This window comes from Hyphomonas sp. TMED31, from assembly GCF_002172815.1.
GTDB lineage: Bacteria > Pseudomonadota > Alphaproteobacteria > Caulobacterales > Hyphomonadaceae > Hyphomonas > Hyphomonas atlantica.
On the sequence record NZ_NHCK01000026.1, the window covers coordinates 1 to 15,283 of the forward strand.

Genomic DNA, 15,283 nt, shown 5'->3' on the forward strand with positions numbered 1-15,283 from the left:
AAGCAATGCGATCAGCATCAGGTTACCTCTGCGTCGGAATACGACAGGATCGGGCCGGCCGGCAAGAATGCCGCCGGCCCGTTCAGGATGTGCGTCGGTCTATTAGACGACGAACAGGATCAGGATGGCGACGAGGAACGACAGGATGCCGAGAGCCTCGGAGAGGGCCATACCGATGAAGAGGTTGCCGGTCTGCTGCGGAGCAGCGGACGGTCTGCGCATCGCGGCGTCGAGGAACGAGCCGAAGATGTTGCCCACACCGATTGCAGCACCGATCATGCCGAGCGTTGCGAGGCCAGCGCCTACGTATTTCAGACCGAGAGCGATATCGCCTTCCATGGGTAGTCTCCTGTTTGGAATGCAAGGGTTTCAGTATTTTGCGGCCCGTGAAGCGTGTTCGTTAGGCTGCGTCAAGGTTTTTAGTGTGCGCCGGGGCCCACACTGGCGAAGAGGTCCTTAGTGTGACGGGTGCAGTGCGTCGTTCAGGTAAACGCAGGTCAGGATTGCGAAAACATAGGCCTGAAGACCTGCCACAAGAAGCTCGAGCGCGTTGAGCGCAACCCCCATGCCGAAGGCCAGCAGACCCACAACACCCATGAACACCGCGCCGGACAGGGCCGCGCCGATGAGCTGGGCTGCAAAGGTTGCAAACAGTTTCAGCATGATGTGACCGGCCAGCATGTTGGCGAACAGACGCAGCGCCAGCGTGACCGGACGGGCCAGGAAGGAAATGATCTCGATCGGGACGAGGATGAGATAGATCAGGAACGGTGCGCCGGACGGGGCAAACAGCTTGAAGAAGCTGAGGCCGTTCTTCCAGATGCCGAAACCGATGACGATGGAAATGACGAGCATGGCCAAGGCGCCGGTGACAACCAGGTGGCTGGTCGTTGTGAAGGCGTATGGCACCATGCCGATCATGTTCGCGAAGAAGACGAAGAAGAAGAGCGTGAAGACGAACGGGAAGAAGCGCAGGCCTTCTTCGCCAGCCGTGGAGCGGACCATGTCCGCCACGAAGCCGTAGCCGATCTCGGCCATGGACTGGGTGCGGCCCGGTACGAGCGCTTTCTTGGAGGCGGCATAGCCGAAGAAGGCAATGCACAGAACCACGCCGAGCAGCATGAAGCCGGACGCGTTGGTGAAGGAAATGTCCACGCCGCCAATGCTCAGGTCCAGCCACTTCGTGACCTGGAACTGGTGGATCGGATCAATCGCGGTGTTTTGCAGAGCGAAGTTCATTCGTTCCCGGTCCCGTCTGTTGGAGCCTCCGGCTCCTTTAAGTGTCCTTGCGCCCGGGCATTCAGTTCCCGATAAGCGCGCATCATCGCTCGAATACCTGCTGCGAAGCCGAAAGTCCCGACAATCAACAGGCCCCAGGGCTTTGTTCCTGCGAATGCGTCAATCCAGAAACCAATCAGGCCTCCGACAAAGATGCAGGCGACAAACTCCGCGCCATATCGCAGGGCATAGGCCCCGGCCGAAAGACTTCCATCATCTGGTTCAAGCTTGCGCTTGGCTGCCTCTTTTGCCGCTCGGGCCGCCTGAGCCTTGGCGATGCGTTCACCGAGGTCGTTCGGGCCTTCACTGGACATGATATGACAAGCTTCGCGCGTGCGAATCCCTTCTGATGGGGTGCCCCCCGGATTTCGGCGCAAACTATGTATACGGGGCGGGCAAGTCAACCGCGATTGCAGAAAGCTAGACGCCTGATTTTATTGAGTTTCTATTGTGCAGGTGTGCGCTACTCCGCCGCAACAAGCTCTTCGGCTGCCTGCAGGTCCACAGAAACCAGCTTGGAAACGCCTTTTTCCCGCATCGTGACGCCGAAAAGACGGTCCATCCGGCTCATCGTGACCGGATTGTGCGTGATCACCACAAAGCGCGTATCGGTACGCTGGCGCATCTCGTTCAGCATGTTGCAGAAGCGGTCGACATTGGCGTCGTCCAGCGGAGCGTCCACTTCGTCCAGCACGCAGATCGGGGCCGGGCGGGACAAGAAGACCGCAAAGATCAGCGCTGCCGCTGTCAGGGCCTGCTCTCCGCCCGACATCAGGTTCAGCGTGCCGAGCTTCTTGCCGGGCGGCTGGGCCATGATTTCGAGTCCCGCCTGAAGGGGGTCGTCCGCATCGACGAGGCGCAGCTCGGCCTGCCCGCCGCGGAACAGGGCCGTGAACAGCGCCTTGAAGTGCTCATTCACGGTCTCGAACGCGGTCAGCAGGCGTTCGCGGCCCTCGGCGTTCAGCTTGTCGACGCCCTGGCGCAGCTTGGCGATGGCCGCGATCAGGTCTTCCTTCTCGGTGACCTGTGAGCCGAGGCGTTCTTCCAGCTCTGCGGCCTCTTCCTCGGCATTCATGTTCACGCCGCCGAGTTGGTCTCGCGTGCGGCGCAGTTCGTCGGCCTTGCGCTCTGCGTCGCGCGGGGAGAATTCGCCCATCTCTTCTTCGTCGAGGCCCGCTTCGGCAATCGCCAGCAGGCCTTCGGGCGTGCGCTGGAAATTGTTGCGGGCGATCTCGACCGATTCTTCGAGACGGCCTTCGGCGTTTTCGAGCTTCACTTTCCAGCCAGCCAGATTCTCTCGCGCTTCAGAGGCTTCATTGGCGGCGCGGCGGGCGGCCTGTTCGGCTTCGCGGATCGCGGTTTCTTTTTGGGCCAGCTGGTCCGCGACGCGCTTGCGCTCTGTTTCCAGCGTTTCGACCTCATTGCTGCGGGTCTCGATCTCGCTGGCGAGTTCTTCCGGGCGCGCCTTGGCGGCGAGCGCTTCGGAGGCTGCGGATTTGCGGCGCTCGATCAGGCGGCCAACGCGNTCCTCGGCTGAGGCGATGCGGCCAGACCAGGTCTTGATGTCCCGCTCCAATCCCTCGCGCCGGGCAGCGGCCTGTTCCCGGCCACGGGTGATGTCGGTCAGGCGGCCACGCGCTTCGACCTCTTCNGTGCGGGCNTCGGCCACCATTGTCCGCGCTTCNGCGAGGCGGGCCTCCAGCGCNCTTTCATCCTCTGCCGGGCCTTCNGGNGAGATCATGGCCAGCGTTTCATTGACGATGGCAAGGTCTGATTCGGCGCGGGTCAGTGCTTCGCCGCTGGTGTCGCGTTTCATCGCNGCGCGTTCAGAGGCCTGCGCCTCCTGNGANACGCGATTGCGNGCTTCGCTCAGCGCCCGCTGGGCCGGGGCNATTGCCTGACGCAGNTCGCGCAGATTCGTTTCGGCGGCCTGACGGGCCTCGCGCGCCGCGACCCATTCGGCTTCGCGCGCTTCATAGGTTTCGGTCAGCGGGCCAAGCTCGGCCTCGGCNGCTTCCAGTCGGGCCTGCTGCTCCAGACGGGCNGCGGCGCTGACGGGGGCATCCGGCGTGCGGATATAGCCATCCCAGCGCCAGAGATGGCCTTCGACCGAAACAAGGCGCTGGCCCGGCTTCAGCTCAGCCATCAGGCGCTCACCATCCGCCACATCCACCACGCCACACTGGGCAAGGCGCGCAGCCAGTTCGCCTGGGGCTTCGGTCACGTCCGTCAGCGGGCGTGCGCCATCTGGCAGGGTTTGTCCGGCGAGAGAGGCACCGCCCCAGAACATGGCCGCNGACCGGTCTGTCGGTGCTTCAATGTCATCCCCAAGGGCGGCGGCGATGGCCTTTTCGTATCCATCCTGCGTGCGGATGCGCTCCACGACCGGCGGGGCCTTGGGGCCTTCCGCCTTGCGGAGCAATTTGCGCAAGCCGGCAATCTCGGCTTCCAGCGCGCGAACTTCCTGTTGCGCTGAGTCCCGTGGGGGTTGGGCCGAGGTTTCTGCTTCACGGGTTTCGGCCAGCTTCGCTTCTGCGGCCTCTACGGCNCGTTCCGCCTCGTGCAGCGCCGTTTCGGCAGATTGCTCAGCCGTCTTGGCGTCTCTCAGACGGGAGGTGAGGGTCACCACGTCTTCGATGCGGGACATCTCGCCCTTGAGGCGGTCGATCTCTGCGGTCAGTTGCGACTGGCGACGACGCTGGGCGGCGGCATTCTCTTCAGACGCGCGGCGCTGGGCGCGGACCTGTGCCAAACGTTCCTGCGCTTCGTCGGCAGTCTTTTCAGCTTCGGCGAGGCGCATGCGGGCATTTTCCAGCGCACGGCGCGTTTCGGCCTCGATCTCTTCATTGCGGGCTTCGTCCAGCACCGGCAGGGAGGAGAGTTCGAACTTGGCATGGGCCAGCGCGTCTTCGGCTTCCAGCTTCTGGTCCTGTTCGCGCTCGATGTCTTCCATCAGACGGGTCGCTTCGGCGTCGAGGCGCTGATGCGTTTCGGCGGCGATTTTGCGCTCGGTTTCCAGTTTCGCCAGCGTGATCCGGGCCTGGCCCAGCTTGGCGGCGGCGATGCTCTCGGCTTCGCGCAATGGGTTCAGGCCCTCGCTGGCCTCGATGCGCTCACGCTCGCGCACGGCATCTTCGCGGGTTTTCTCTTCAACGGCGCGGCGTGCGTCTTCCAGCTGGGTGCGGGCGGTGTCGCAGGCGAGCTTGGCCTCGTGCCAGCGCAAATGAGCGATCAGCGCGTCGAGGGCATGGATTTCTTCGGACAGGCGCTTGTAGCGGCGCGCCTTTGCGGCCTGCCGCTTCAGGCTTGCCAGCTGACGTTCGACCTCGGCGGAAACTTCGGACAGGCGCTCCAGATTGGTCTCTGCGCCATTCAGCTTCAACTCGGCCTCGTGACGGCGGGAGTTGAGACCCGCAATTCCGGCGGCTTCTTCGAGGATGCGGCGGCGGTTCTGGGGCTTGGAGCCGATGAGTTCGGAGATCTGGCCCTGACGCACCAGCGCCGGGGAGTTCGCCCCGGTGGAGGCATCCGCGAACAGGAGCTGGATGTCCTTGCCGCGCACGGTGCGCCCATTGAGCTTGTAGGTGGAGCCCGCACCGCGCTTCAGGCGGCGGATGATCTCCAGCGTGTCAGAGGCGTTGAATTCCGGCGGCGCGGTGCGCTTGGAATTGTCCAGCACCAGCGTGACTTCCGCCGTTTCGCGGGCCGGGCGCCCGTCTGCACCTGAGAAGATCAGGTCATCCATCTCCCCNCCGCGCATGGCGCGGGCAGAGCTGGCGCCCATCGCCCAGCGCAGGGCTTCGAGTAGATTGGACTTGCCGCAGCCATTCGGGCCGACGATCCCGGTCAGGCCGGGTTCGATCGGAACATCCTGAGGGTCCACGAAGGACTTGAAGCCAGCGATACGGAGTTCGGTTATCTGCATGCTGGCTCCCCCATATCCTTATTCGCCTGCAGCCTCGAGTGCGGCGTCCAGTGCGGCAGTGACCTTCTCGGCAGAGTTCATGTTGGCGAACTGGTGCACTTCACCATTGATGATGAAGGTCGGGGTGCCGGTCACGCCATAGGCCTCTGCGGTCTGGTACACATCCGCCATCTGCTCGCGCAGCTCGCGATTGTTCATGCAGGCATCAAAATCAGCTTCGGATTCAATGCCGTGGCGCTGTCCGATGGTTTGCAGCATGGCTTTCAGAACGCCATTCTGGGCGGATTCAACGATGCCGGACTGGTATTCGAAAAGCTCGTCCAGAACGTCGAAATACTTGTCTTCGCCAGCGCACATCGCCACGAGGTAGGCAGGCACGTCAGGCCCGTGGATCGGGTATTCGCGGAATACGAACTTCACCTTGCCGGTGTCGACATAGTCTGACTGAACGACCGGGCTGATGTCATCATGCCAGTATTTACAGGCCGGGCAGGTCGGGGACGCGTATTCGATCAGCGTGACCGGCGCATCGGCATTGCCCTTCACATGGCCCAGTTCGCTACCGGCGCTTACCGTGCCGCCTGCCGGCGTGTTGGCCGCGCCGGAGTCACCGCAGGCAGCCAGGGCCAGCGCGGAGAGTGCGGCAAGCGCAGTGCGTCGTGAGAAGATGTTCATGGTCATAACCTTCGCGTTAAGAATTGAGTCGGTTAGGTTGCCAATTGGTTAACTGCAACCCCGGTGTTTGTTAACTATTCTGCCTGTTCGGCAGGCGTTTCGGAAAGTGCGGTCAGCTGCTCATCCAGATAGGCGGCAAAAGCGTCGGCGGATTTGAAATCCTCATCGACATATTTCTCCTCGCCATTCACGATCAGGGTGGGCGTGCCGCGCAATTCGTAGAGTTCGCTGGTTTCCTGCACTTCGATCATGTCGAGGCGGATATCCATGTCCTCGTAGCAGGCATCGAACTGGGCCGGTGTGTTGATGCCGAACTCCGCGCCGATATCCAGGAAAGTGTCGAGCACTTTGCCGGCCTGCGCGGATTTGATGATCTCCGGCTGTTTCTCGAAAATCGCATCAGTGATCGCGAAGAATTTGTCAGGCCCCTTGCAGCGCGCCATGGCGATGAGGGCCGTATCCACATCGTTGCGCAATGCCTCGCGGAAGATGAAACGGACCTTACCGGTTTCGATATAATCCTGCTCGACGCGCGGCATGATCTTGTCGTGGAAGAATTTGCATCCGCCGCAGGTGACTGAGCCATATTCGATCAGCGTGATGGGCGCGTCTTCCGATCCCTTTGAGTGCCCGATCGACAGATCATCCGCGAGCGCGGGCAGGGCAAGCGCGGCGGCAGAAATGAGGGCGGTCAGAAGGGGTTTCAGCATGTCGGGGCTCCTTGCGGGCAGCGCGGATGTCTAAAAGGGCAGGTCACCGCCTGTACCGGACGTGTCGGCGGGCGGCGTGTCTTCTGCGGTTAGCATGGCCTCTCCAAGCGCAACAATTGCGGCGCGCAGCTTGTCGTCCTGGATGCGGGCGGCGGATTCCTGCAGCGCCTCACGCTCGGCGCGGGTCAGGGGGCGTGTCTTGCGGCGCATCGGCTTGGCAGGCTCGTTTCCGAGTGCGCCCTGCTTGATCTTGATCGCGGTGATGTCACCCCCGGCAGAGACCGAGACACGCTGGCGCAGCGTTTCGGACTGGTGCTGCACCATCGGCGCGGCCTGGGGCACGACGAGCAGGGTGAGCACGCGGCCATCCTTGCCGCCACTGAGTCGTTCCGGGCGGCAGTATTTGTAGAGTTGCTCCCCGGCAATCTCGCGCCAGCGCTGGCGCAGGATCTGGATGGGGGGAAGTTTCTTGGCGCCGGACTTGCGCCCGATCCGCTCTGCCGACAGGCCGATCTGGCGCATGCCCGGATGGGCGCGCGTCGCCCGCTGGTAGCGAAGGCGGATCCGCGCGCGGGCTTCCTCAATGGGATCAAGACTTGATCTCGTGACCATTCGCACGAGATTGCACGGCTTTCGGGCGAGGAAAAGGCATGGCGCCGGCAAAGCACAGAGATTTGAACAGCCTGCCGGGCAAATTGCTGCCCTGGTTCGAGCGGCATGCGCGCGATTTGCCGTGGCGGACGCTGCCGGCTGACCGCGCCGTGGGAGAGCGGCCCGACCCTTACCGCGTCTGGCTATGCGAGATCATGATGCAGCAGACCACCATCCCGCACGGCACGCCATACTTCCACGCCTTCACGGAGCGCTGGCCAAGTGTCGAGGCGCTGGCGGCGGCGAAGGATGAAGACGTGATGAGCGCATGGGCCGGGCTTGGCTATTATGCGCGGGCGCGGAACCTCCTGAAATGCGCGCGTGAAGTAACGGCGCGCGGCGGATTTCCGGAAACCGAGGCAGAGCTGCGCAAGTTGCCGGGCATCGGGCCATATACGGCGGGCGCGATTGCGGCGATTGCCTTCGATCAGAAAGCCGCAGCGGTGGATGGCAATGTCGACCGTGTGTTCGCGCGCCTGCTGGCCCTGAAGGGCGAATGGGCGGCAGAAAAGAAAGTGATCGCGGAAACCGTCCGCGCGCTGGTGCCGGAAGATCGGCCCGGAGAGTTCGCCGAAGCTCTGATGGACCTTGGCGCGACCGTCTGCACGCCGACCAAGCCGAACTGCCTGATCTGCCCCGTCTCGGATCTCTGCGCTGCGCGGGCCGAAGGGGAACCGGAGCGCTACCCCATCAAGCCTGCCAAAGTGGCCAAGCCTGTGCGCTACGGAACNGCCTATGTGCTGCGNGTGAAGGATCAGGTCCTGCTGGTCCGGCGCCCGGANAAGGGCCTGCTGGGCGGCATGCTCGCCCTGCCGACNGAAGACTGGGTGGAAGGNGGCTTTGCCGAAACCCNNCCCCCGGCAACNGCAGAGTGGGAAGACATTGGCGAAGTGCGCCATGTCTTCACGCATTTCGCGCTGCGCTTTCGGGTGATGCGGGCCGAAGCCGCACGCAAACCGAAGATCCCCGGCGCGATCTGGACCAATGCCAACGCCGTCAAAGGCCTGCCCAGCGTCTTCGAAAAAGCCTACAAACTCGCTTTGAAGTAGGGAGCGCTCATCGGGGCGCGCAACCAGAAAACGTCATCAACGCGCGATTGACTAAGCCGATCGATTGCGGAAGGTAGAATTCTGTTTTGGGTTTGATGAGTTTGGGGGCAAACATGAAAACCAGAAGGCGTTCAGACAATTTCCGAAATCCGTTCGTTGTGTCAGGGCTGTTGCGCCTTGCTCGCGCGGTGATCGTTTTTCTGGTGGGATTGTTTGTGCTGTTCCAGGCGCTTGGCGCATTCAGTAATGACAACATGCCTTTGATGATGCTGTCAGGTTTTGCTGCGTCGGTGCTGATCCTGTCAGGCTTGACGGGACTGAAGCAGGCTGTGGACAGGCTGACCGGGTTCGAGCCTGATCCACGCTCTCCAGCCGACCTTGCTGTGCGCTCGCAAGGTGGCAAAGCTGTCGCATCCATCGGAAAGGCGCAACGTTACTCCCCCGGGGAATTGTCGGAATTGCTGGATGTGGGCTCACCGCCAGAGGGAAGTATACAGGCTGGCTTACTGGGCCGGTTGGCAGAACTGTTCTTGCCCGGACTTCGATTTTCGCCCCCCGAGATTCGCCTTCTGATTGAGTACATTTTTGCCTGCCTGATCGGCACATTGATTGTGCTGGGTTTGGCGCTGTTCTTCGTGGCGGCCTCAAATACAGTCGGCCTGGAAATGACGGGAAATACGAAGAGCATGTTCTGGTGGGTGCTTGCGACCGTCTTGCTGGCGCGGTGGCGCATGTTTGTCCGCTCCTCCACGCTGACCATGCAATTGGCGCAGATGAGAAATGCGTCGCCCGGCACCCTCAGGGGGCTGATCTTCTTCCTGGCGCTGCTTGCAATCGGGGGCGTGCTGGTGTCCAGCCTCGACTATGCGGCGCTGGGAGTTGACCCGGCCAGTGCCAACGCATTGATGAGAACGTCGGATGCAAGCGTACCACAGGGGCTGGTCATGCTGATCCTGGTGTTGGCCGCGGCGTTGTCGGGCGTAGCTGTTTTCTTCTGGTTCGTCAGGATGGCGCGATTGAGGTCGCTGTCAGGTGAACTGGATGAGGGCGTTACGCAAATCCGCTTCCAACGGGATGGCGTGGGCAATTCTCGCCAGTTTGCCGAAGCCATGATCACGGCAACGCAGGACCTGTACCCAAATCAGGCCATCCGGATCTACAATACGGGGCCGCGCGTGTATGCTGAGACGCAGCCTCAGCTTCAGAAAGCCCCAATCGCGAAATATGTGCCATTTCTGGCGGAAGGGTGCGGCAACATTCTTTTGCTGGTGGCTGCATTGGCGCTGGCGTTTCGAATTCCGGAAGTGGAGGGTCTGGAAAGCCTTTCCGCCGTTCTTCAGGCCGGGAACGAACCCAGCGACGAAGCCATCGTGAATGGATGGCGCGATCTGGGGGCCATAGGACCCTGGATNNTGGTGTTCCTCATTTTCGGCGGGTTCGGGAAATGGTTCATCGGACTCTCCGAAGTGTTCCTTGGCGAAACCAATTTCAGAAGCTTGTTCTTCCGGGCAGAGATGACCGGAACAGAAACAAGCGTGACGCAGGCCATCGGCAATGCCTCATTCGACACGATGAAGACCGAAATCGATATCCCCTTCACGAATGGCGTGGTCGAAGGGAGCGCAGTATTGGTGCACTCTTGCGCCTTTGCCCGGCCAAACAAGAATGGACTGATGGGCCCGCGATCCATTCTGGAGTTTGGCAGCGACACGGACGAGTTGAAGGAAATTGTCGCCACGGCGGTGAAGTCACTGGACGATTTGAAGTTCATGCCTCAGCTACAACGTCGGGATGCCGCCGCCGTACAGGATGTCGTATCGATCAACACCCAATACGCCAAGGCCGTGCAGCATGGGGCGGAAACACCAAACGTGCTGGGCATGAAGTCGAACACACCTCAACAAGTCTCTCATGACAAGGACNCCTCGTCCGGCTCGGATGANGAGTCCTGACGCCGACTGGGAACAACGTCGGATCAGAAATCGAAGACTGAAAAGTTACCGCTAACACTGGACAAGGCTGTCGGGTTTGGGGAATGTCNCTTCAAACAAAGAGGGCGGAGGCGGATTCGTGATTCAGAAGCTTGGGCTAAGCGCATTGGCGATTGCCATGCTGGCGGGATGTGCTGAACCGAACAGCGCCGAACTGGCGGATGTGTTTGGCGACCACATGGTCATCCAGAGAGACCAGCCGGTGCGCGTGTTCGGCACCGGCGAGCCCGGAACCGAGCTGTCGGTGAAACTCGATGCGGCCGTACGCACGGTGACCGTCGCCGAAAGTGGCGCGTGGCAGGTGGAGTTTGCCGCTCTGCCCGCGGGCGGCATTCACGAAATNTCTCTCCATGAAGGCGGTCGCAAGCTGGATCATGTCGGCGANGTTCTGTCAGGTGATGTGTTCCTGTGCTCCGGCCAGTCGAACATGAAATATCCGCTGAGGAACATGCCTTACGCGCCGCAGATCCTTGAGGAGGCGAGCGAGGAAAATATACGCCTGCTGAATATTTATCAAAAGGCAGCGCTGGAGCCGCAGTCAAAACTGCCCGAGCCGACCGCNTGGAGCAAGGCGACGCCGGAANCCGCGGAGTGGTTCTCTGCGATGTGCTATTTCACNGGGCGAGACATTGCCGAGACTTATGATGTGCCGGTCGGCCTGATCCAGTCAGCCTGGGGCGGCTCTCGTATCGAATCCTGGATNGATGCCNAGGTTGCGGGCGCGGCGGCGGNGCATGCCGAACAGGTTGAGTTGCTGCGCACTCATGTTGATGATCCGGTCAAGGCGGCAAAGGATTATTCGGAAAGTTGGCAGGCGAGCTGGCTGGCCGATCCGGCAACGGGTGGAGACGCCGTTTGGGACGCGCCGGACAAAGGCAACTGGGCAGCGGTGCCCGGCCAACTACGCGACTGGCGCACATGGGGAGACCCTGAACTGGCCGATCACAAGGGGATGGTGTGGCATAAGGTGAGCTTCGATCTGACAGACGCGCAGGCCAGCCAGTCGGCCAGTGTGCACATCGGATCAATCGACGATACGGACGTNACCTGGCTGAATGGTGTGGCGATCGGCACGACGTTCGATTGGGGCGGATTGCGGGTCTATGACGTGCCGGCGGACCTGTTGAGGGCTGGGCGCAATGTCCTGCTCGTCAATGCGCATAATGATTATGGCGAAGGCGGCATGAATGGTCCGGATGCGGAGCTACGGCTNGAGCTTNCCGATGGCAGTTCGGTTTCGCTCGCGGAGGGCTGGACCTATCGCAAGGTGCCGACGGATGTGACGCGGCCCAAGCCTGCTCCCTGGCAAACCATTCAGGGATATTCGATGCTGCACAATGCGATGATCGCNCCATTGGAAGGCGTCGGGCTGAAAGGCGCGATTTGGTATCAGGGCGAGTCCAATGCCGGNGCCGGTGCGGCTTATGAGGAATTGCTGACTCTGCTTGTTCAGGACTGGCGCGCNAAGTTCGGCGCGGACCTGCCTGTGGTGGTGGTTCAGCTGCCGCGCTTTGGCGCGTTGCCGACAGTGGCCGGGGAGCCTGGCTGGGGCATGGTTCGGGAATCCATGCGCCGGGTCGCCGCGCAGGATGACCGGGTCGGGCTGGCCGTCACCATAGACCTTGGTGANCCGTATGACATTCACCCGGCCGACAAGATTTCAGCCTCCAATCGGGTCATCCGTGTCGTGAAGGCACTGATCTACGGCGAGGCGATTGACGGGCCGAGCGGGCCGGTTGCGACAGACGCCGAAATCCTGGAGGATGAGATTCGCGTCTCATTTCAGGGAATTGATCAGGGGCTGGTCACGATCAGCTCCAGCAATGTGACCGGCGTCGAGCTTTGCGATGGCGCGGCTTGCCGGTTTGCCCCGGCGACGCTGGACGGGGATGTCATGGTCATTGAAACCGATGNCGCACAGGTTTCGGAAATCCGCTACTGCCAAGGCGACTCGCCGCTGTGCAATCTGTTCGACGGCAATGGCCTGCCGGCAGGCCCGTTCTGGATGCAGNTCGACTNAGGCGANTTATTCGGCNGGCACCANGTCGGGCGCGTCGCGGCGGATGGCGCGNCGGATGACATCNCCATAGCCGTGCGAGATGCAATCGAACTCNTCATAGTATCCGCGTGAGGACAATAGCGTGTGCAGCCGCTTCAGCCGGTAGGGCGGGATCGACGCGAACATGTGATGCTCAAGGTGATAGTTCACATCATTCGGNGCAATCAGGANNCGTTGCCAGAAGGGCGCCACTGTCGTGCCNGTGTTCAGGCGTGGGTCCAGGCTGGTGCGATCCAGTGCCGTGCCATGTTCACCAATCTGGCGCAGGCGGACAATTGCGGGGTAGACGAACAATTCAGCCGCCCACCACATCAAATAGGCCCANGGGGCGCCGACCGCTGTCAGCACGCCAAGCAGGCCGACATGGAAAGTCAGCCAGGGCCAGTGGCGAGAGAGTTTGAAACTCCGGATCTTGCGCATCGTGTCGCGAAACCCGGTCTGCCCGGTCAGGTCGCGCACGAATTTGCGGCGCAGGCTCTCTTTCGGAACCGGATAATTCTTCACGAAGATGATGTCCGGATCGTCTGGCGTGCCGGCATATTTGTGGTGCTTCAAATGGTAGGCGCGATAGGCGGGCAGGGAGATGTTCATCGGTGCGCCAGCAATCCAGTGCCCGACGAACTCATCCATTTTCGGGCTCTTGAAGAAGGCGTGATGCGCGCAGTCATGATTGATAATACCAAGNCCNAGCTGCCGCCCGCCAAGNATCAGCACGCCGCCCAGAATGGTCAGNGGGTTCGGCCAGATGATCGCCACCGCGAACGCCGCAATGATCAGGCCCCAGTTCCAGCTAAGCGTGGCCAGCGCACGAATATCGGATTTCTTGCGCAGCTCGCGCAATTCNTCCTTGGTAACGGCTTCCGACAGCTTCATCTTGGCGGACANGGCAGGCCTCCCATCCTGTGCTTTAATCGTTTATTACATAAAANGGNNGTATGAGTCAATTNGTGTATTATTATGAGCCCCTGACCCCCGAAGACGTTTCGGCCCGCGCGCTGGTCCTGTCCCTGATGAGCAGCACGGATGCGTCGCCGCAGGCNATCGGGCGGTTGATCCACGCCGCGGCCCTGTTCGGGATCGAGGCGTCGACNTTGCGCGTGGCNGTNACNCGGCTGATCAAGGATGAATTGCTGGAAAGCCCCGAGCGCGGCATCTATTCCCCCGGCCCGAAGGCGCAGGCGTTGATGCGGCGGGTGAAACAGTGGGAGCATGTCGCCGGGCGCATGGTCGACTGGAATGGTGACTGGCTGGTCGCGCTGACCAGACATCTCGGCCGCAGCGATCGCAAGCAGCTGCGTGCGCGGGAGCGGGCATTGGCCCTGTTCGGCTATCAGCAGACGGAGGAAGGCTTCTGGGTNCGGCCCGCAAATCTGGCAGGCGATCTGGAAAGTCACCGGGCGGGCCTGACAGAGATCGGCGCGGACGAGGACATTATCCTCATGCGCGCGTCCGACATGGCGATGGCCGGGCCGCAGGATTGGGCGAGCCTGTGGTCGCCGGATGCGCTGTCGCGCTCCTATGCGCACGCAATCGACACAATGGACAAGAGCATGGCCACGCTGGACGGGAAGGCGGTGGATGCNGCGGCGCGCGAGACGCTGCTGATCGGACAGCCCGTGATCCGCGCCATCAACTTTGATCCGCTATTGCCGCCAGAGCTGGGCGATCAGGATGGANTGTTGCGAATGGCGGACAAGATGCGCGCCTANAACAAGATCGGNCAGGCCTGCTGGCAGCGATATTATGCCTCCATAGAAAAAGCGGCGCAGGAGTGATCCCGCNCCGCTTCGTNTTCNGATNGTCCGGNGGCGGTCTAGTTCAGCCCCATTTCTTCGCGATAGCGGCGACGCAGCAAGTCGATCGGCGCAAGGTTCCGCTTCGGGTCTTCATAGTGCCAATAGGTCCAGCCATTGCAGGCCGGCGCCTGTTGCACATGCGCGCCGAGACGATGGATCGAGCCGGAAATGGTGCCGGTCGTCAGTGAGCCGTCGACGCGGATGCGCGCCTGATAGCGACGCTGCGGGCTGAACAGGCGGTCGCCGGGCTTCAGCCAGCCGNTTTCCAGCAGGGCGCCAAAGGGGACGCGCGGCAGGGATTTCTTGCTCTTCTCCGTTTCCAGCACCGCGCCTTCGATCGGCTCAATGGCCTTCAGGCGCGCGCGGGAGAGGCGGATATAGGTTTCGTCGCGCTCGATGCCGACATAGTTGCGGCCGAGGCGCTTGGCGGCGGCGGCGGTTGTGCCCGTGCCGGAGAACGGGTCCAGCACCGTGTCGCCNGGATTGGTTGTGGCCAGCAGCACGCGTTGCAGCAGGCTTTCCGGCTTTTGCGTCGGGTGGGCCTTCTTGCCGTCTTCATCCTTCAGGCGCTCGCCGCCGGTGCAAAGCGGGATCATCCAGTCAGAGCGCATCTGCTTGTCGTCATTGAAGACTTTCAGCGCATCATAATTGAATGTGCATTTTGAGGCTTCGGACTTGCCCGCCCAGATCAGGGTCTCGTGGGCGTTCTGGAAGCGGGTGCCCTTGAAGTTCGGCATCGGGTTGGATTTCAGCCAGATCACATCATTCTGGATCCAGAAGCCCTGATCCTGGAGGATCGCGCCAACGCGGAAGATGTTGTGATACGAGCCGATCACCCAGATGGCGCCATCATCTTTCAGAACGCGGCGGCATTCTTCCAGCCATTGATGGGTGAACAGGTCATAGGCGTCGAAACTGTCGAACTTGTCCCAGTCATCGTCCACGCCGGCCACGTGCGACTGGTCCGGACGGGTCAGGCCGCCGCCAAGCTGCAGATTGTAGGGCGGGTCGGCAAAGACGAGATCAACCGACCGGTCCGGCAGACGGGACAGGATGTCGATGCAATCGCCCTGCATGATCACGTTTTTCTGTAGTTCCATAGGTTCAGCCCCGCTTGCACAAGATGTCGTATCGAAGCGCGAATCAGTG

12 protein-coding genes are annotated in these 15,283 nt (G+C 61.6%); 3 read left to right on the plus strand and 9 right to left on the minus strand.

Going from position 1 to position 15,283, the window contains the following annotated elements:
- Window positions 1-102: 102 nt before the first annotated feature.
- The 7 genes from CBB91_RS04200 to CBB91_RS04230 form a co-directional block, all read right to left on the minus strand.
- Window positions 103-339: a F0F1 ATP synthase subunit C gene (locus CBB91_RS04200; protein WP_273012333.1), complete on the minus strand. Its 237-nt coding sequence runs from the start codon at window positions 337-339 to the stop codon at window positions 103-105.
- Window positions 340-456: 117 nt separating this feature from the next.
- Entirely contained in the window at window positions 457-1,239 is a 783-nt protein-coding gene (locus CBB91_RS04205; RefSeq protein WP_035554782.1) for a F0F1 ATP synthase subunit A, read from the minus strand.
- Window positions 1,236-1,592 (minus strand): AtpZ/AtpI family protein, encoded by a 357-nt coding sequence (locus tag CBB91_RS04210; protein WP_051602879.1) that lies wholly within the window; start codon window positions 1,590-1,592, stop codon window positions 1,236-1,238. Before CBB91_RS04210 ends, CBB91_RS04205 begins: the two co-directional genes overlap by 4 nt.
- Before the next feature lie 149 nt (window positions 1,593-1,741).
- Entirely contained in the window at window positions 1,742-5,203 is a 3,462-nt protein-coding gene (gene smc, locus CBB91_RS04215) for a chromosome segregation protein SMC (RefSeq protein ID WP_273012335.1), read from the minus strand.
- 18 nt (window positions 5,204-5,221) lie between these two features.
- The gene (locus CBB91_RS04220) at window positions 5,222-5,878 is read right to left on the minus strand and encodes a thioredoxin domain-containing protein (RefSeq protein ID WP_051602880.1); all 657 of its coding nucleotides are present in this window, start codon (window positions 5,876-5,878) and stop codon (window positions 5,222-5,224) included.
- A gap of 74 nt (window positions 5,879-5,952) precedes the next feature.
- On the minus strand, window positions 5,953-6,588 hold the full coding sequence (locus CBB91_RS04225; protein WP_273012337.1) for a thioredoxin domain-containing protein: 636 nt from the start codon (window positions 6,586-6,588) through the stop codon (window positions 5,953-5,955).
- Between the two features lie 30 nt (window positions 6,589-6,618).
- Window positions 6,619-7,200: a DciA family protein gene (locus CBB91_RS04230; RefSeq protein ID WP_051602881.1), complete on the minus strand. Its 582-nt coding sequence runs from the start codon at window positions 7,198-7,200 to the stop codon at window positions 6,619-6,621.
- A gap of 38 nt (window positions 7,201-7,238) precedes the next feature.
- Between CBB91_RS04230 and mutY the strand changes: the two genes are divergently transcribed.
- Window positions 7,239-8,288 carry an A/G-specific adenine glycosylase gene (gene mutY / locus CBB91_RS04235; protein WP_273012339.1) on the plus strand — a complete coding sequence of 350 codons (1,050 nt, stop codon included), beginning with the start codon at window positions 7,239-7,241 and terminating at the stop codon, window positions 8,286-8,288.
- A 2,070-nt stretch (window positions 8,289-10,358) separates the two neighbouring features.
- A complete protein-coding gene (locus CBB91_RS04240) occupies window positions 10,359-12,410 on the plus strand; it encodes a sialate O-acetylesterase (RefSeq protein WP_273012341.1) in 2,052 nt (683 codons plus the stop codon).
- Here CBB91_RS04240 and CBB91_RS04245 read toward each other — a convergent pair.
- Complete coding sequence (locus tag CBB91_RS04245; RefSeq protein ID WP_273012343.1) at window positions 12,306-13,211, minus strand: fatty acid desaturase; 906 nt, start codon at window positions 13,209-13,211, stop codon at window positions 12,306-12,308. The two genes, CBB91_RS04240 and CBB91_RS04245, sit on opposite strands and share 105 nt — an antisense overlap.
- 62 nt (window positions 13,212-13,273) lie before the next feature.
- Between CBB91_RS04245 and CBB91_RS04250 the strand changes: the two genes are divergently transcribed.
- Window positions 13,274-14,113, plus strand: coding sequence for a hypothetical protein (locus CBB91_RS04250; protein ID WP_273012344.1), 840 nt, complete (start codon window positions 13,274-13,276; stop codon window positions 14,111-14,113).
- Window positions 14,114-14,151: 38 nt separating this feature from the next.
- On the opposite strand, the gene CBB91_RS04255 is transcribed toward CBB91_RS04250, so the two are convergent.
- Window positions 14,152-15,234: a DNA methyltransferase gene (locus CBB91_RS04255; RefSeq protein WP_273012346.1), complete on the minus strand. Its 1,083-nt coding sequence runs from the start codon at window positions 15,232-15,234 to the stop codon at window positions 14,152-14,154.
- Window positions 15,235-15,283 lie beyond the last annotated feature (49 nt).